Here is a 19,176-nt window from a genome sequence, read left to right on the forward strand (position 1 = left end):
TATAAAAGGAGGGGGCATATGATACTAAATGGGTCAGAGATACTATTAGAGTGTTTATTAGAACAAGAAGTGGAAACTGTTTTTGGTTATCCAGGAGGGGCAGTTCTTAATATATATGATGCACTTTATAAGTATAAAGATAAAATACGACATGTCTTAACCTGTCATGAGCAAGGGGCTGCTCATGCTGCAGATGGATATGCAAGAAGTACTGGAAAGGTTGGGGTTTGTTTAGCTACTTCAGGACCTGGGGCAACAAATTTAGTAACTGGAATAGCTACAGCATATATGGACTCAACCCCAATGGTAGCTATAACAGGTAATGTTACAAGACCTTTACTTGGAAAGGATAGTTTCCAAGAAGTTGATATAACAGGGATTACTCTACCAATTACTAAACATAATTTTATGGTAAAGAATGTTGATGATTTAGCTCACACTATAAGAGAAGCGTTTAGAATTGCACAAGAGGGAAGACCAGGACCTGTGCTTGTAGATATCCCAAAAGATATAACAGCACAAAAAGGTGTATATATTAAGAAGGAACCTGTTAAGGTTACAAGAAGCAATAAGCATATAACAGAAGAAGCTTTATTAGAAGTTTCAAAATTAATTAACGAATCCTCAAGGCCATTTATATATGCAGGAGGAGGAGTTATAAGTTCGGGGGCATCAGAAGAATTAATAGCATTTGCTGAGAAAATAGATTCTCCAACATCGGCATCACTTATGTGTATGGGTGGATTTCCAGTAACTCATCCATTATATACAGGAATGATAGGGATGCATGGTACCAAGGCTTCAAACTTGGGTGCTTGGGAATGTGATCTATTAATAGCTATAGGGGCAAGATTTAGTGATAGAGTTATTAGTTCAAATGATAATCTTGAGGGGGCTAAAATTATTCATTTGGATATAGATCCAGCGGAAATTAATAAAAATGTAAAAGTAGATGCAAGCTTAATTGGGGATATAAAAGAAAGCTTGAGAAAGCTAATTCCGCTGCTTAATAAAAAAGATAATAAGGAATGGATTAATAAGATGAACGCATATAAGGAAGAGGGTAGAGGCAGAAGTAAAGAAACTGATGAATTAACACCTGAATTCTTATTTAGTAAAATCAATGAACTTACAGATGGGGAAGCTATTGTAACAACAGAAGTTGGTCAACATCAAATGTGGGCATCTCAATTCTATAAGCATATAGAACCAAGAAGGTTTATAACTTCTGGTGGATTAGGAACTATGGGATTTGGACTTGGAGCCGCTATTGGCTGTAAGGTAGCTAATCCAGATAAATTAGTTATTAATATTGCAGGAGATGGTAGCTTTGCTATGAACTGCAACGAATTAGCAACTTCCTATGCTCAAAAGGCACCTGTCGTTACAATAATAGTAAATAACAATGCCTTAGGTATGGTAAGGCAATGGCAAAACTTTTTCTATGAAGAGAGATATTCTCATACTTCAATTAATAGAGGAACAAACTTTGTCAAGCTAGTAGAAGCCTACGGTGGAAAAGGATTCTTAGTTGAACGAAGAGAACAACTAGAACCAGCATTAAAAGAAGCTTTTAACTCTTCTGTACCTATAGTTATAGATTATAGAGTACATGAAGATAAGAAAGTGTTCCCTATGGTAGCACCAGGAGCACTTATAAATCAAATAATCTATGAAGAAGATGTATAAATAAGAGGGGGAACTAAAAATGGCAAAAATGTATTATGAAAAGGACACAAATCTTGAATTATTAAAAGGAAAAAGAGTAGCAGTTATCGGTTATGGTAGCCAGGGGCATGCACATTCATTAAATCTTCATGAAAGTGGAGTAGATGTAGTAGTTGGATTATATGAAGGAAGTAAATCATGGGAAAAAGCTGAAGCAGCAGGCTTGAAAGTTTTAGATACAGCAGAAGCAGTTAAAACATCAGATGTTATCATGATATTAATTCCAGATGAAAAGCAAGCTAAACTATATAATGAAAAAGTAGCTCCGAATTTAACAGAAGGAAAGGCTTTAGTATTTGCCCATGGATTTAATATTCATTTTGGTCAAATAGTGCCACCAGCTAACGTAGATGTATTTATGGTAGCACCAAAAGGACCAGGACATATGGTTAGAAGAACTTATACTGAAGGCTCAGGAGTACCATGCTTAATTGCTATACATCAAGATTATACAGGAAGAGCAAAGGATTTAGCATTAGCTTATACTAATGGTATAGGGGGAGCTAGAGCTGGGGTTTTAGAAACTACATTTAGAGATGAAACAGAAACAGATTTATTCGGAGAACAAGCAGTTTTATGTGGTGGAGTTAGTGAACTTATAAAAACTGGTTTTGAAGTACTAGTTGAAGCAGGATATGCACCAGAAAATGCTTATTTTGAATGCTTACATGAAATGAAACTTATTGTAGATTTAATGTATCAAGGTGGAATGAGCTTAATGAGATACTCTATTAGTGATACAGCAGAATATGGAGATTACCAAGTAGGTAAGAGAATTATAACATCTGAAACTAAAAAAGAAATGGAAAAGGTTCTTCATGAAATTCAAGATGGTACCTTTGCAAAGAACTGGTTATTAGAAAACCAAGTAGGAAGACCTAACTTCAATGCAACAAGAAGAATAAATAGTGAGCATCAAATCGAAAAAGTTGGACAAGAACTTAGAGGAATGATGTCTTGGATAAATGAAAAGAAATTAGAACAATAAAATGCTGAATTAGCCTAGAGATTATAGGAATTTCTCCCTAATCTTTCGCCAAAAGATATATAGAATCTCTAGGCTTTTTTATAAATTAATACTTAAGTATAAAAGACCTATTATTAGGTCTTTTATTTTATGTAAAGCTACATATAAATATATATATAATATTTTCATCAAATTTGAACATAATAAAAGCAAAAGATCCATAGGTTTTGTACTAAAATTCAAAAAGCAACCTTTTTTTGAACTTTTTATTTTGGAAATAAAGTACACATGCAGACCTTCAAGTCTTGATTTTTTCAAGGATTTATTGTAATTTTAAAATTGTCATTGAAAACGTATCACAGAATTGAAATTGTTTAAATTGAAAGTGAAAACGATATAAATTAATATAATAAGTGTAATAAATAATTATTATTTAAAAAATTTATAGGAGGTCTCATAATGGAAAATCTTAATACTTCAAACAATTCTACATTTAAAGGCAAAGTTCAAAGATTTGGTAGTTTTTTAAGTAGCATGGTGTTACCAAACATTGGAGCATTCATCGCTTGGGGTCTTATCACTGCATTATTTATACCAACAGGTTGGACACCAAATGCATATTGGGCTAAATTAGTTGGACCAATGATCACTTACTTACTACCATTGCTTATAGGTTATCAAGGTGGTAAACTAGTATACGATACTAGAGGAGGAGTAGTTGGTGCTATCGCAACTATGGGTATCGTAGTTGGAGCATCTATCCCAATGTTCATGGGAGCTATGATAATGGGACCACTTGGTGGATGGTTAATCAAGAAGTTTGACAAACTAGTAGATGGAAAAATCCCAACAGGATTTGAAATGTTAGTTAATAACTTCTCAGCAGGTATCCTAGGTGGCGGACTTTCATTATTCGCATTTACTTATATCGAACCAATCGTTGCAGGTATCTCAACAGGATTAGGTAGCGCTGCACAAGCAATTACTGATAAAGGATTACTTCCTTTAATAGCAATAGTTGTTGAACCAGCTAAAATCTTATTCTTAAACAATGCAATTAATCACGGAGTATTATCTCCTTTAGGAATTCAACAAGCACATGATGTTGGTAAGTCAATATTCTTCTTATTAGAACCAAACCCAGGTCCAGGACTTGGAATACTTTTAGCTTATATGCTATATAGTAAAGGAATGGCTAAACAATCAGCACCAGGAGCAATCATCATTCACTTCTTAGGTGGAATACATGAAATTTATTTCCCATATGTATTAATGAAACCAGCTTTATTATTAGCTGTAATCGGTGGTGGAATAACTGCAGATTTAACATTCGTAATAACTCATGCAGGACTTGTATCAGCACCTTCACCAGGAAGTATAATATCACTTATAGCAATGTCTCCTAAGGGTGGATTATTACCAGTTCTTGCAGGGGTACTTGTTGGTACTGTAGTATCATTCTTAATAGCAGCAGTTATAATTAAGAGAGATCCAGAAGGCGGAGAAGATTTAGAAGAAGCACAAAGCAAAGTTAAAGAAATGAAAGCTGAAAGTAAAGGACAAAGCGTTCCTTCAGTTTCAAAAGCTGGAATCAAATTAATCGTATTTGCTTGTGATGCTGGAATGGGATCTTCAGCTATGGGAGAATCAATACTTAAGAAAGCATTAAAAGATGCTGGAATAAGTGGTATTGATGTTAAACACACTCCAGTTGATGCTATACCAGCAGATGCTGATGTAGTATTTACACAAGAAAACTTAGCTGAAAGAGCTAGAAAATCAGCTAAAACTGATAAAATCATAACAGTTAAGAATTTCTTAGATCGTACAAAATACGACGAATTTGTAAATCAATTAAAGTAATAATTAGAAAAAATAAATTATAGGCTAGGTGAGTATAAATGAATAATTTCACCCCTAGACAGCAATTTATATTGAATAAAGTTTTAAATGAAGGCCCCTTTAATATAAAGGGCCTTCATAAACAATTAAATATAAGCACTAGAACTATATTAAGAGAAATTTCTTCAATAAACAAAAGCTTAAAGAAATATAGCGTAAATATTTTTAATGATGAGGATATGAATTTATCTTTGTCAGGTAACAAGGATAAGATTGAGGAAATAAAAGAATCTTTAAATCAAGTTCCTATGCAGTGGTTATTTAATAAAGAACAAAGGCAAATAATAATTGCCTGTGAATTGCTTGTAACTAAAGAACCAATTAAGGCTTCGTATTTTAGTCATAAATTTAATGTAGTTATGGGCAGCATTAGTCTTGACCTAGATAGTATCGAAAATATGGTACTTACTAAAAATTTATGCTTAATTAGAAAAAGAAGTCATGGTATTAGTATTGAAGGGTCAGAATGGAATAAAAGAATTGCGCTAGTAGAACTTCTATTTGAGCTTAAGCCATATGAAGATCTATTACCAATACTATATGAAGAAAAAGTAGACCAAACAGTAAAAGCATTTTTTGAGATTATTTTTGGAACAAAAATAATAAATTTAGTTAGAGAAACATTTCAAGAATCAAAATTCAGTTATATTAAGGTTAATGATGTAAAATATTTTAGTCTTTTTATTCAAATTCTTTTATCAATTAAGAAGACTGAAAATGGCGATAATATAGAACTGCCAGAAAAGATAAAAAAAGAAATACAATCTTTAGACGTATATGAAAAATTAAAAAACATAAATGAAACTTTAATTGAAAATAATATTAACTTACCTGAGGATGAGTTAGTTTATTTATCATTGTATTTAAGTGAATATAATTATTTCCTAAATAGTAATGGAAATTTCACGCAATCAGATATAAATTATGAGGATTTAGCTTTAGAATTAGTGACAGAGGTATCAAAAAAAATACAAGTAGATTTAATGAATGATATCCAATTAATAAGAGATCTGTCACAACATTTAAAACAAACGTTTTATATGTTAAACTTGGGACTAGTTGTTATAAATCCACTTATAAGTGAAATAAAGGAACATTATACAGATTTATTTAAGGTTATCAATAATAAATGTAAATTGATATTCTCTAGATATAATTTGAAAATACCTTTAGAAGAAGTTGGCTATATAACAATGCATATAGACGTAGCATTGCAAAGGCAACAGGCATTTTTAAGAAAAATAAAAACTATGGTAGTATGCCCTGGAGGGATTGCAACTGCAAGAATCTTATGTAATAAAATACAAGCGCTTTTCCCGGATATAGGAACTTTGGCTATTACAGCTATAAATGATGTTAGTAGAAGACTTGAAGAGGAAAGTTTTGACTTAATTTTATCTACCGTTCCAATTAATTTAAGCATAAAGAATAGAGTAATTGTGGTATCACCTTTTATGACAAAAGAAAACATAGAGAAGGTTAATAGTTTTATTTTTGACTTCAAGCTTGATAATCAAGTTAAACTTGTGCAATTACCAAGTTCTTTAGATGATGATGAGGTTACAAATTCTGAATATGAATTGGCCAATACAATTCTTAAGAATTTTCAATTGAAAAAAACAAAAGTTGATTCTTTTGCAGATTTGATAAATTTTATTGTAGAAGATATATATGAGATTGATTTAACTAGTGATAAAAATGCAATTATAAATGGTATACTTAAAAGAGAAGAAAAAGGTAATGTAGTTGTTCCAGGAAGCGGAATAGCTTTAATTCATACAAGATGTGATGAAATGGTTACTCCTTTTGTAGGGGTATACAGAGTTGAGGAGCCAATTCGTATGTCAAGTATTGGTTTTTCAACAGAAGAAGTAGGAACTTTTTTGGTCTTACTTGCAAGGCAAAATGAAAGTAATTACATCTTACAACTTTTAGGAAAAATTAGTGTTTCATTAATAGAGCAAAAAGAATTTGTTGAAACATTAAAAATAGGTAGTATAACTGATATTAGAAATAATTTAATTAATATTGTAAATAAAGAGGAGGACAATTGAATGAATAAGGGTGTTTTAGTTGAAGAAAATATTATGCTTAATCTCTCTTCAGAATCTAAATTTGAGGCTATAGAAAGAGCAGGAAGGTTACTAGTTTCAAGAGGATATGTTAATGAAAATTATATCGAAGGCATGAAAGCTAGAGAAAATGAAGTTACAACATACATGGGAAATGGAGTAGCAATTCCACATGGAATGAATGAATACAAAAAACAAATATTAGATTCAGGTATAGTTATATTACAATATCCTGGCGGAGTTGATTTTGGTGAAGGAAACATCGCATATATAGTTATAGGTATAGCAGGAAAAGGAGACGATCATATGGCTTTCCTTTCTCAAATTGCATTAACTGTACAATATGAAGAAAATGTTCAAAAGTTAATTGATGCAAAAACTGAAGCTGAAATAATGAGAATCATAGAAGAAGAAGGTGAAATGTAGTATGAAAGCTGTTCATTTTGGAGCTGGAAATATTGGAAGAGGCTTTATTGGTTATTTATTATCAAAATCAGGCTACGAAGTAACTTTTGTAGATATATCAGATTTTTTAGTAAATGCAATTAATGAATATAAAAAATACACAGTAATAACATTAAGTACTTCTGAAAATAAAGAAAAAATAGAAGGCGTAAAAGCTGTTCATTTACATGATATGGCTGGTCTTGAAGCGGTAGTTAAAGAAGCAGATTTAATAACTACTTCTATAGGTGCGAACAATTTAAAGAGCACTGGTGGATTACTAAAGACACTTTTAGAAAAGAGATTTGAAACTAATAAAAAAGAATTAGATATTATTGCATGTGAAAATGCATTAATGGCTACAGATATTCTAAAAGATGGAATATTAGAAGGTGCTAGTGACGAACTTAAAGCAAACCTAGACAAATATGTTGGATTCCCTAATAGTGCAGTTGATAGAATTGTACCTAATGTAGATATTGAAAAAGAACTTCCAATAGATGTTGCTGTAGAAGATTTCTATGAATGGGATATAGAAAAGAATAAGGTTAAAGTAAATGGAAATGTAAATGGTGCTGAATATGTAGATAATCTAGGACCATACCTTGAAAGAAAGTTATTCCTTTTAAATGGAGCACATGCTACCACTGCTTATTTAGGAGACCTAAAAGGATACAAATACATCCATGAAGCAATTCAAGATGAAGCAATTAAGAACGTTATAGTTGGGTTCCATGCTGAAGCTGTAAAAGCTTTAAGCGAAAAACACAAAATAGATATTGAGGCTTTAACTGCTTATTCTAAAAAATTAATAGGTAGATTTGAAAACACATATCTAAAAGATGAAGTTTTCCGTGTTGGACGTGACCCAATAAGAAAGTTATCTGGAAATGATAGATTAATAACTCCATTAAGACTTTGCTATGAGCTTAATATCGAAAGAGAAAACATATTAACAGGTATAGCTGCAGGTTTACTATTTGATTATGCTGAAGATGAAAAATCTCAAGAAGTGCAATCAAATATTAAAGCTAATGGAATTAAAAAAGCAGTTGCAGATATAACAAGCTTAGATATAGATAGCCCATTAGTAGATGCTATAGTAAGTAAGTATGAAGAAGTAAAAGCTTCATTTACAAAATAGAGTTTATAACTAGGGTTAAGAATCCATAATAGGATTTTTAACCCTATTATTATTTAAAAGTTAATAAAGTAACAAATAGTTTGACATGAAATATTATATAGTATAATATATTGAATTGTGGAGGCTTGAACAAAAACCATAATTATAGAAAAATAGAAAAAGAAGGAGGGAAGTTAGTTAATAATTTAATATTAAGCGCTAGAGGTTAAATACATCAGATCGGTATTTAAGTATTTAACTTGACGAGGTTGGGGAGTATCGAAAATTCAGCGGGTGCCCCACGGTATAAGTACTACCGTTAAAAGCTGGCAAACCTAAGAAGTGATTCTTAGAACAAATCCAGCTAGGTACTAGGAGGTTTTAAACAGAGGGTTTAAAGCTTCCCAGAGTTTTGCCTTTTTAAAAGTACAAGCTTTTTTAATAATAAAATTCTGAGAAGAGCCGCACAAAAAACTTAATATGGTAACTTGCTGAAAAAATAAAATTTTCGGAGAGGTTTTTAGGTTTTATGTAGTGGTTCATCTACTAAAAAGCCTTCCACCTATAGAATATTTCATATAATTATGGTTAAAAATAGTTAGTATGAAAGGAAGAATTATTTATGTGTGGAATAGTAGGATATTTAGGACCAAAGAAAGCAACTCCGATTTTAATTGAGGGGTTAGGTAAACTTGAGTACAGAGGTTATGATTCATCAGGAATAGCTGTTTTAGAGAATGATGATATCAAGGTAGAAAAATGTAGAGGTAGACTATCAAACCTTAAGGAAAGAGTTCAAAGTAGTGACTTTACAAGCAGTATAGGAATAGGTCATACAAGATGGGCAACTCATGGAGAACCTTCAGATGTAAACTCACATCCTCATTGCAATGAAGATGAAAGTATAGCAGTAGTTCACAATGGTATAATTGAGAACTATATAGTTTTAAGAGAAATGCTAATGGCTAAAGGATATAAATTTGTATCAGAGACAGATACAGAAGTTATACCTCATTTAGTAGATTACTATTTTGAAGGAAATCTTGAAGATGCTGTTATGAAAGCAACTAAGAAGATGGAAGGTAGTTATGCATTAGGCGTAATATCAGAAAAAGATCCAGGTAAAATTGTTGCTGTAAGAAAAGACAGTCCACTTGTTATAGGTGTTGGAGAAAATGAAAGCTTTATAGCTTCAGATATTCCTGCTGTATTAGGTCAAACAAGAGACGTTTATTTATTAGAAGATAAAGAATTTGTTGTTATGACTAATGATGGAATAACAATTTATGATGAAAATAAAAATAAGGTTGATAAACAAATTTTCCATGTAACATGGGATATAGATGCTGCTGAAAAAGGCGGATATGAGCACTTCATGTTAAAGGAAATTTATGAACAACCAAAAGCTATAAAAGATACTTTAACTTCAAGAATAGTTAAAGGTGAAAAGATTAAAATTGATGGTATTCACTTAACTAAAGAGCAAATCGAAGGATTTGACAAGGTTTATATAATTGCATGTGGTACAGCATATCACTCAGGTGTTGTTGGAAAATATGTAATCGAAAGATTAGCTAAAATACCAGTAGAAATAGATTATGCATCTGAATTCAGATACAGAAATCCACTTATAACTGATAAAACATTAATGATCTGCATAAGCCAATCAGGAGAAACAGCTGATACTTTAGCAGCATTAAGACTAGCTAAGGATAAGGGAGCTAGAATAATAGCTATAACTAATGTTGTAGGTAGCTCAATTTCAAGAGAAGCTGATGATGTATTCTATACATGGGCTGGTCCAGAAATCGCAGTTGCATCAACAAAAGCATATATAACTATGTTAATAGCATTATATATAATAGCTTTATATATGGCTGAAGTTAAGAATACTATAAGAGAAACTGAAATTAACAAAATAAAAGACGGATTACTAGATCTTTCAGAAGGTGTTGCTGAAATATTAAGCGATATCGAAAAGATAAAGACATTCGTTGATAAAGTATATAAGGAAAAGGATGTTTACTATTTAGGTAGAGGTCTAGACTATGCAGTAGCATTAGAAGGATCATTAAAACTAAAAGAAATATCATATATCCACTCAGAAGCTTATCCAGGTGGAGAGTTAAAGCACGGAACTATAGCTTTAATTGAAGAAGGAATCACAGTTATAGCTCTTGCAACTCAAGAAGATATATTTGATAAGATGGTAAGTAATATAAGAGAAGTTAAAACTAGAGGAGCAAATGTATTAGGAATAGCAATGGAAGGACATCCAGACATTGAGAAGACTGTAGATGAAACAGTTTATATCCCAAGAGTTATGCCAATACTTGCACCAGTATATTCAGTAGTTCCACTTCAAATATTAGCTTACTATACAGCAGTAAGAAAAGGCTGCGATGTTGATAAGCCAAGAAACTTAGCAAAATCAGTAACAGTTGAATAATATTAGCTAAACACAAGAAACTATAATTTTTATCGAGTAAATTATGGTAAGTTAATTCAAGGGTTAAATGTTCATATGGGGTGAGTTTATGAATAATGAATTAGTAAAATTATTAGCTGAGTACAAAGAAGAAAAAAGATGCTTAGAAATGGGTATCGAATGGCTAAGAGATAAAGATTATGCTATAGGAAAGCTTGAAAAAGTTAATGTGATAATAGCTGATCTTGAAAAGTTAGTAAATTAAATAAATGATAAAATTAAACCACATATTCTCATGATGTTGAGAGTATGTGGTTTTTTAGTAACATTTCAAAATATATTGAAGTTAACGCCTTCATTTTTTCTTCATAAAACTATAGTAATATGGGATATAAACATAAGAATAAAGAAGGGATGATATAAATGGTTATTCAAATATTAATTACAGTAGGAATATTAGCTTTTGCAATATTTACAATATATAATAAGTTTAAAAAGAAATCTTGCGGTTGTGGTGGATGTAAAGAATCAAAAGCAATAAAAAAATAGTAAAGAAATAAAAGCTAACCCAGTTACTATTTAGTTTAACAGATATAAGTGAAAGCTAGAGTTACAATATTTATTGTGTATGACTCTAGCTTTCTTATGTTCATATTTTTTGAGTGACTTGAATTAAAAGTTCTTAGTAGTGTCTTCATATACAATGGTTGTAAACATTCCGCCATCTGATTTAGTCATATTGTTAGACATATGATGAGGAATGTGGCAATGAAATGGCCATATGCCAGGATTGTTTGAATTAAAGACTATATCCCATGTTTCGCCAGAAGCTACATTTATAGTGTTTTTAATCATTTGATTATTGTAAGGAATGCTATTACCATCAGAAGCTACTACGAAAAATTGATGCCCATGTATGTGGATAGGATGAGAATTCATAGATATATTACCTAATCGTATACGCACAGTATCCCCTAACTTTGTAGAAAGTGGGGTTGTATTTGGAAAGCACTTTCCGTTAATTGTAAAAAAATTAAACTCATGAGCCATAGGATCTATATTATATATACCGGGTTTTACTTCACCCATCTTAAGTTCATTAATACGAAATTCTTGAAGCATAAGAAAATAATCATGTTGTATATGAAATTTATCTTCATATGGATTTGTGATAATAAATGCACCACCTAGTCCCATCATTTGTTGCGTACTTGTATTCATATGAGTATGGTACATATGAGTCCCAGGAGGATTTATCACTTTGAACCTATAATCAAAATAATCTTTGGGTTCTATTTGAGGTGAAGGCTCTACATTAGGCACCCCATCCATCTCGTTCGGAACATCAAGACCATGCCAGTGCACACTTGTAGATTCAGTAAGATTATTATATACTCTTATATTTACATAATCTCCAGGATAAACCTGAATTGTAGGTCCAGGAGTACTTCCGTTATATCCCAAACATTTAATAAATAATCCAGGGAGTATTTCCCTAATAACTGGTTCTGCGATTAATTCAAAATATTTAACTTCTTTTTTTGAAATAAAAGATAAGCAGTTTACATCAGGCGTAATGACTATAGCGATACATCCCCTATAAAATGTTTATTATAATATATTCCTAGCTTAATATATAGTTCTTAAAATTCTTCATAATTGCTACACAATTTTATTATATTATCTTATCATAGTAAAAAATAATTTTAGAGGTGAACTAAATGAATTTACTAAAATATTTAATAAGCAAAAAATACAGAGAAGTTTATAGTAAAGAGTATACAAGAAAAATAATTGAGAAATATAATAATGAAATATCAGCAATAGAAGATACTTATAGAACAATTGAGATTGAAAAGAGAAGTAAGGCAGCTTAAGAGAAGAGCATAAGTGTTATTAAAATTAAAGAGAAGTTTAGACTTCTCTTATCTTTTATTTATTTGGAGGTAAACGAAAGTTGCAACAGATTTTAATAATAGAAGATGAAGAGAAAGTGTCAGAGGTACTAAAAGCTTATTTAGAGAAAGAGGGATATAAGGTCTACTGTACGCCTAAGGGCTTAAAAGGTATAGAAATGTTTAAAATGATGGAATTTAAGCTTATAATACTTGATTTAATGTTACCAGATATTAATGGAGAAGAAGTGTGTAAAATTATTCGCCAAACATCTGATGTGCATATATTTATGCTTACTGCAAAGGGAGAGATAAACCAAAAGGTTGAAGGATTAAATATTGGCGCTGATGAATATTTAGTAAAACCATTCAGTCCTAGAGAATTAACCGCTAGAGTTAATGCATTATTTCGAAGATTGCTTGCAGAGGAAGAACGTGAAGATGTGTGCTTCGATGATGGAAAGTTAGTTATAGATTATGATAAAAGATCTGTTAAGTTATATGGCGAAGAAGTTTCATTTACGCCTAATGAATTTGATATATTATATGCACTTGCAGTTAATAAAGGAAAGGTTTTAAATAGGGATCAACTAATAGAGAAGATAGGTGGAATAGATTTTGAAGGATATGATAGAACAATAGATGTACATATAAAAAATATACGCAAAAAGATAGAAGAGGATACTAAAAATCCTAAATATATTATTACTGTAGTAAAAGTTGGTTATAAATTTGGTGTGGAAGGTTAAAATGTAACTATTCAGTATACTATGAAAATATAAATTAATTGATACGTATGTAATATATAAAGAAGAGCTTTGATAACTAAAAAAATATCAAAGCTCTTTTTTTAATATTTATAATAAATATTAAATTATCTTAATGGGATATTTCTTGAACCTATATCAAAAAAGAAACCAAATATAGCGCCCAAATCCTCTGATAATTGTGGATTGAGTTTCTTATTAATATCTATAATTATTTCTCTTATATGTAAATAATCTTCCCATGACCCCAGTTTCCTATGGTCAGAAAAAACAGCGTTATATCCACTTATAAATGAAGTATTAGTTGGAGGTATTAAGGTAGGATGTATAAAATAAAGTATGTTGGCGATTGCAGGGCCAATACCTTTAATTTTATGACTTTCCAGTTTTACTATTTCTTTGATAATTTCATCAGAATTATTAGCATATAAACAGGCCTCAAGAAATTTTCCGAAAATCTTCTTATTTTCTTCGTTTTCATAAATATCAGGTGTGCTGATCTTAGGTTTCCAATAGAAAGCATGAGCAGCACCTTTAAAACTTGTTTTTGTTCAGTTATTCTATTTAAAACTAATTCTAATGGTGAACATTTAAAATCATTTCCAAAGGTATTATTTTTAATAGATTCGACTACGGAAGTAACTTCAGTTCTAATATCAGTTATTGCATTTAGTCTAATCTTATTATTAATGAACCAAGAATTGTAAGACGAGTTATCATCCGTTTTATAGACAGTTATTAGCTTTTCTAGATTGATTAATTCCACTTCTTTTCCCCCTTTTGCATTATATTAACTTGATATGGTGCATAATTAAATAATATCATTCTTGGCAAAAAGTTGATATATAAAAAGGAGAATGCTTATTGTATTAAGCATTCTCCTTTTATGTAACATTAAAGAAATTTAAAAATATGTGGCACGTATTACTTCTGGATTTACAGAATTTATGTCATCTACAACCTCAATTACTCCTAGAATAAAATCACCCTTCTTAATTTCAAAACTTCCGGATCTTTTTGGGTTAAAAGTAACTTCATTTATACCCTTTTTTGCCGTAAAAGAGGTAATTTCTTCTTTAGTTAGGATATCTAAAATTTTATATTCTCCTTCCGCATTATCAAAGGCATTTAAATCAAAGGTAAGTTTAGTGCTAGAGCTATTTCCTGTTACTATTACTAATGGTTCTAAAGAATTTCCTGTACCTTTAAACTTTGCATATTGTGCAATTCCCACAGAAGTAGACTTTTGTATTATTGTTCCAGTAGGAACATTTGTTATATCTGTACCATTAAATGAATATTGTTTAGAAGGTGCAAAATCAGAACTAGTAGCTGAAGAAGTCGTTGAATCAACCTTTGATAAATCAACTGTATCAAGTTTATCTACAACTTTTATTACTCCACCAAGCATACCCATCCAGCAACTAAAACTAATGTCTTTATTGCTAGGTGTAAATTCAATTATGTTTTCACCAGATACTAATTTTTTTTGTAAGTCTAAGGATCTAGCTACTATAGTACTATTACAGGAAGTAACAAGTTTGGCATCAACAATCCATTTAACAGGTATGTCTTTTTGAACATAAAATATATTTGGAGTATAACCCCGATTTCCAACACTCATATTTATTGTTTGCACCCCGCCTTTTAATGTAGCTTTATATACATTTGAATTAGAGGAATTACTTGAACCTTTATCAGAGAAAGCAGTAGTTCCATCAGTAAGTATAGTTGTTGGATTGATGCTTAGCCCTGCTAATGTAAGACCTCTATTTCCCATTACAAGTCCTAAGACTATTATCAAGATACCACTGAATTTAATTAATTTTTTGCTAAGTCCTTTAGTTAGTAGACCAGAAAGTGCTCCGAATAGAACCATTAAAGGAACTGTTCCAATTGAAAAAACAAACATTGCTAAAGCTCCCTTAAGGGCATTACCAGTACCTAGAGCAAAAAGTTGCATTGTTTGAAGTGGACCACAAGGCATAAGTCCATTCAAAAATCCAATTATGAAAGGTGACCTAAATTTGTTTTTACTTTTACATGATAAACTTGGAATTTTAATATTGAACCATCTAAATAGCTTAAAACCTGATATATTAAAGCCCATCATTATCATAAATATACCTGCAATTACTTCTATTATAGCTTTAGTAGTAATTGAAAATGAAAGTATTGATCCCATTGCACCGAAAATACCACCTAACAAGGTATAAGAAGCAACTCTACCTGCATTATATAAAATGGAAGGTTTTATAGACTTTAATCTGCTTTTATTTGTACTTATATCTATAGTGTTTTGAGAAAGCATAATACCTCCACACATTCCAACACAATGAATTGAAGATAGAATACCAACTATAAAAAGAGCTGCGTATGATGCGTTTTCAAGTTTACCTTCTATATCGAACCCACTGGTATTAAAACCAAGTAAAATTACAATGGTGGCTATTATAATGAGACCTAGCAATTTGAAACTTTTAGATTTTTTAGTACTATAACCTGCTGTAGTTATTGCAGCTTTAATTAAATCCAAGTTGCAAAGATCATCATCATATTCTATAATAGCGAACTCATTGATAAAACTAATCTCAGTGTATATTATTCCATCTAACTTTTTTATTTCTTTTTCAACCTTTTTTTCACAAGATGTACATGTCATATCATAAACTTTTATTTCTTCATGTCTGATACTCATATTTTTCCTCCTATGTATTTCATAGATATACAAAACAATTAAAACTTAATTGCTAAATAGATGGGTAAAGTATATAAAATAAATATGTTTATGATATGAAGATAAGAAAGTAATGCGAACTATAAATTTTGGTAAATATCTCTTCATAAAACCTACATATGAAAGTATTATCATAAGATAATATTAAATGTAAGGAGAATAATAATGAAAGAATTATTTAGTATAGGGCCTATTCATATTTATTTCTTTGGCTTAATGATTGCGATAGGAATAATTTCAGGGATATTTTTTTCTTCCTGGATGGGCAAAAGAAAAAGGGTTAATGAGGATACAATATTAAATGCAGTAATTTGCGTAGTTATAGGTGGTATAGTTGGAGCTAGATTATTTTATATAATTTTTTATAATCCTACATATTATCTTGCCAATCCATCAGAAATATTTAGTATAGATGAAGGTGGATTATCCGTACATGGAGGGATAGCAGTAGCATTAATTGTTGGATACATTTATTCTGTTAAGACTAGAGTATCATTTTTAAAGCTAGCGGATATTTTAGTAGTTGCAGTTGCTCTAGCTCAGGGTATAGGAAGAGTTGGGTGTGATGTATTTGGTAAGGTAATGACTAAAGTTATGCCATGGGGAATTAATATAGATGGCAGCATTCTTCATCCCACTCAGATGTATGAGTTTGTTTTAGATTATTTACTATTTATATTTTTATGGAGAAAGAGTGAGAAACAAAAATATCAAGGCCAAATTCTTATAAATTACATTATTGGATTCTCAATAATTAGAGGAATTGTAGAATTGTTTAGGAATAATCCAATAATTTATGGAGCCTTTTCTATATCACATCTCTTAAGTCTTTTGTTAATTATTATTGGAATAATAGCATATTTATATCTAAGAAAAAATGAAAAGTATAGAATTAACGAAACAGAGGGTACTAAAACGTCAATATGTGTGTTTATTCTAATTTATATAGTGTTGGTAACAGTATCAAGTTTAATTTATTATATAGTTCAAGGATAAAATCTAATATTGATGTTTTATTCAGAAATGTTGAAGAGTATTGTTAGGTAAATAGCAATACTCTTTAATATTTATCTAACAGTTTTTATGGAAATACATGAAAGGATATTTTAGTACTAATTAGTATAAAATAACGAGGAACTAAAAAATTCAACAGCAATAAATTATACAATTAGAGGAAGGAAGATAATCTATGTTTAAACTAAAGTATACTAAAATAATAGGCATATTCATCATAATAAGTGTAATCCTTACAGCATGTAATAAGACTAATAAAAATAATAATGAATCAACAAATAACAATGAGAAGAATAAGGTCTCATATTTATATACTGCAAATGAAAGTGGAAGTATTTCTAAGATAGATTTATCGACATATAAAATTGCTGAATCTGTAAAAGATCCAGGCGCACCACATAATATCCAAGTTTCACCTGATGGAAATGTTGTAGGGTATACATCTTCAGCTAAAATGGAAAAAGGGCAAACAGATCAGGGTTCAATGAGTGAAAATGGATATGTGATTTTTTATGAAACTGAGACAGGAAAGCTTATTAAAAAAGTAGAAGTAGGTAAGCACCCAGCCCATGTGGTTTTTACTAATGATGGTAAAAAAGTGTTAGTAACTAACAATGAAGACAATAATGTTTCAATACTTGATTCAAAAAATTATGGTCTTATTAAGAATGTTGCAGTAGGGAAAGGCCCACATGGATTTAGAATATCAAACGATAGTCAATTTGCATATATAGCTAACATGGGAGAAGACACAGTTAGTATAGTTGATATTAATAATAATAAAGAAATTAGAAAAATAAAGGTTGGAAGTACCCCAGTGACAACAGGGGTTACAAAGGATGGCAAAACATTAGTTGTAACTATTAATGGAGAAAATGCAATTGGGATAATTGATTTATCGACAGATAAAGTTGAAAAAGTGCCAGTAGGCGTAGGACCAGCGCAACTATACCTATCATCCGATGACAAATTTGTTTTTGTGGCTAATCAAGGTACTGAAGAAACTCCATCAAATTCAGTTTCTAAAGTAGATTTATCAACAAAGAAAGTTGTTACTACAATACAAACAGGAAAAGGATCACATGGTGTTTTAGTAAGTCCAGATAATAAATTCGTATATGTTACAAATATGTATGAATCAACAGTAAGCATTATTGATTATTCAACTAATAAAGTAATTCAAACTATACCAGTTGATGGGGAGCCTAATGGTATAAGTATCAAAGAATAAACTTACAATTTAAAGATAAATAATTAAAAAAGCTTGGATTTAAAATCACAAGCTTTTTTAATGTTTTTTTGGATTTATATTTATATTCATATTCATAAGAGTAATTAATAAAAGGTGTTTAATTATCCTACGTAGCTATAATAACCTAAAGATATAAAGAATATGTAAAGAAGATACGTGTTTACAATAAATTAAAATAGTATTGCTTAAAATCAAGGAAATAAAAGGAAACTTAGAGTTAAGCTCTAAGTTTCCTTTTATTATGCGTACTTGAGAGAATAATCATAAGGTTATTTATATTGAGATTATAATAACTTTATGTATATATAATATTATAAAAATATAAAGAAAATATGAAGAAACTGGCACTTATGTGAGCTAATAAAATTTTAATTAGATATTATAAAAAATTATAAATATAGTATTGGATTCTTCATAATATCTTTATAATTACAAGATAGAATATTGTTATAGTAAAAATCAAAAGTTTAAATGAAAGTAACATGGAGGTATATATTATGAATTGTCATAATGATGGAAAAGAAAAACATTCAGGACATAATCATAATCCATTAAAACATATGCTTCATATGGTTCTATGCTGTGGATTACCTATAATAGTAGTTCTTTCTTTACCACTAATAACTAAATTTAGTCCTAGCACGGGATTGTTTTTATCGGGGATAGTACCGTTCTTGTGCCCGATAATGATGATTTTCATGATTCCTATGATGATGGGTGGAAATAAGAAGAATTGTTGCGATAGCAAAAAGAAAACAGATGTTAATAGTGAAGTAACTGAATTTAATGAATTGCAGAATAGAATTTAATTTAGGAACTGAAAATAACAGAGTAATATGATTAATCA

General features: G+C 30.4%; 17 protein-coding genes. 14 read left to right on the forward strand and 3 right to left on the reverse strand.

All coding sequences use genetic code 11. The features are described 5' to 3' along the window. The first annotated feature begins 18 nt into the window (after window positions 1-18). From ilvB to L1S47_RS15295, 9 genes are all read left to right on the forward strand, one after another. Entirely contained in the window at window positions 19-1,689 is a 1,671-nt protein-coding gene (ilvB, locus tag L1S47_RS15255; RefSeq protein ID WP_238884358.1) for a biosynthetic-type acetolactate synthase large subunit, read from the forward strand. Between the two features lie 19 nt (window positions 1,690-1,708). Further along, the gene (gene ilvC / locus L1S47_RS15260; protein ID WP_202769298.1) at window positions 1,709-2,716 is read left to right on the forward strand and encodes a ketol-acid reductoisomerase; all 1,008 of its coding nucleotides are present in this window, start codon (window positions 1,709-1,711) and stop codon (window positions 2,714-2,716) included. Between the two features lie 438 nt (window positions 2,717-3,154). Next, window positions 3,155-4,558, forward strand: coding sequence for a PTS mannitol transporter subunit IICB (locus tag L1S47_RS15265; protein WP_202769295.1), 1,404 nt, complete (start codon window positions 3,155-3,157; stop codon window positions 4,556-4,558). A 38-nt stretch (window positions 4,559-4,596) separates the two neighbouring features. Continuing rightward, window positions 4,597-6,651 carry a BglG family transcription antiterminator gene (locus tag L1S47_RS15270; protein WP_238884359.1) on the forward strand — a complete coding sequence of 685 codons (2,055 nt, stop codon included), beginning with the start codon at window positions 4,597-4,599 and terminating at the stop codon, window positions 6,649-6,651. After that, window positions 6,652-7,095: a PTS sugar transporter subunit IIA gene (locus L1S47_RS15275; RefSeq protein WP_238884360.1), complete on the forward strand. Its 444-nt coding sequence runs from the start codon at window positions 6,652-6,654 to the stop codon at window positions 7,093-7,095. Window position 7,096: 1 nt separating this feature from the next. Beyond that, entirely contained in the window at window positions 7,097-8,257 is a 1,161-nt protein-coding gene (locus L1S47_RS15280; protein ID WP_238884362.1) for a mannitol-1-phosphate 5-dehydrogenase, read from the forward strand. A 601-nt stretch (window positions 8,258-8,858) separates the two neighbouring features. Further along, window positions 8,859-10,685 (forward strand): glutamine--fructose-6-phosphate transaminase (isomerizing), encoded by a 1,827-nt coding sequence (gene glmS / locus L1S47_RS15285; RefSeq protein WP_238884364.1) that lies wholly within the window; start codon window positions 8,859-8,861, stop codon window positions 10,683-10,685. An 88-nt stretch (window positions 10,686-10,773) separates the two neighbouring features. After that, window positions 10,774-10,929: a hypothetical protein gene (locus tag L1S47_RS15290; protein ID WP_238884365.1), complete on the forward strand. Its 156-nt coding sequence runs from the start codon at window positions 10,774-10,776 to the stop codon at window positions 10,927-10,929. A gap of 158 nt (window positions 10,930-11,087) precedes the next feature. Then, window positions 11,088-11,213, forward strand: a complete 126-nt coding sequence (locus L1S47_RS15295; protein ID WP_238884367.1) for a FeoB-associated Cys-rich membrane protein — start codon at window positions 11,088-11,090, stop codon at window positions 11,211-11,213. 123 nt (window positions 11,214-11,336) lie between these two features. Here the strand turns inward: L1S47_RS15295 and L1S47_RS15300 are convergent, their stop codons facing one another. Next, the gene (locus tag L1S47_RS15300; protein WP_238884369.1) at window positions 11,337-12,128 is read right to left on the reverse strand and encodes a multicopper oxidase family protein; all 792 of its coding nucleotides are present in this window, start codon (window positions 12,126-12,128) and stop codon (window positions 11,337-11,339) included. 257 nt (window positions 12,129-12,385) lie between these two features. Here L1S47_RS15300 and L1S47_RS15305 point away from each other — a divergent pair, with 257 nt between their 5' ends. Both L1S47_RS15305 and L1S47_RS15310 read left to right on the forward strand, forming a co-directional pair. Then, window positions 12,386-12,541 (forward strand): hypothetical protein, encoded by a 156-nt coding sequence (locus L1S47_RS15305; RefSeq protein ID WP_238884377.1) that lies wholly within the window; start codon window positions 12,386-12,388, stop codon window positions 12,539-12,541. 80 nt (window positions 12,542-12,621) lie between these two features. Next, window positions 12,622-13,308 (forward strand): response regulator transcription factor, encoded by a 687-nt coding sequence (locus tag L1S47_RS15310; protein WP_238884378.1) that lies wholly within the window; start codon window positions 12,622-12,624, stop codon window positions 13,306-13,308. Between the two features lie 409 nt (window positions 13,309-13,717). Here L1S47_RS15310 and L1S47_RS15315 read toward each other — a convergent pair whose 3' ends face one another. Further along, a complete protein-coding gene (locus tag L1S47_RS15315) occupies window positions 13,718-14,092 on the reverse strand; it encodes a hypothetical protein (protein ID WP_238884379.1) in 375 nt (124 codons plus the stop codon). 138 nt (window positions 14,093-14,230) lie between these two features. Continuing rightward, window positions 14,231-16,024: a sulfite exporter TauE/SafE family protein gene (locus tag L1S47_RS15320; protein WP_238884384.1), complete on the reverse strand. Its 1,794-nt coding sequence runs from the start codon at window positions 16,022-16,024 to the stop codon at window positions 14,231-14,233. 204 nt (window positions 16,025-16,228) lie between these two features. Here L1S47_RS15320 and lgt point away from each other — a divergent pair, with 204 nt between their 5' ends. The 3 genes from lgt to L1S47_RS15335 all read left to right on the forward strand — a co-directional run bounded on the left by lgt (window position 16,229) and on the right by L1S47_RS15335 (window position 19,138). Continuing rightward, entirely contained in the window at window positions 16,229-17,059 is an 831-nt protein-coding gene (lgt, locus tag L1S47_RS15325) for a prolipoprotein diacylglyceryl transferase (protein ID WP_238884386.1), read from the forward strand. A gap of 193 nt (window positions 17,060-17,252) precedes the next feature. Then, entirely contained in the window at window positions 17,253-18,308 is a 1,056-nt protein-coding gene (locus tag L1S47_RS15330) for a YncE family protein (RefSeq protein ID WP_238884388.1), read from the forward strand. A gap of 518 nt (window positions 18,309-18,826) precedes the next feature. Beyond that, entirely contained in the window at window positions 18,827-19,138 is a 312-nt protein-coding gene (locus L1S47_RS15335; protein ID WP_238884390.1) for a hypothetical protein, read from the forward strand. Window positions 19,139-19,176: the final 38 nt, after the last annotated feature.

Origin of the sequence: Clostridium sp. YIM B02551 (assembly GCF_022324735.1) — a bacterium.
In the GTDB taxonomy this organism is placed as follows: Bacteria; Bacillota; Clostridia; order Clostridiales; family Clostridiaceae; genus Clostridium_T; species Clostridium_T paridis.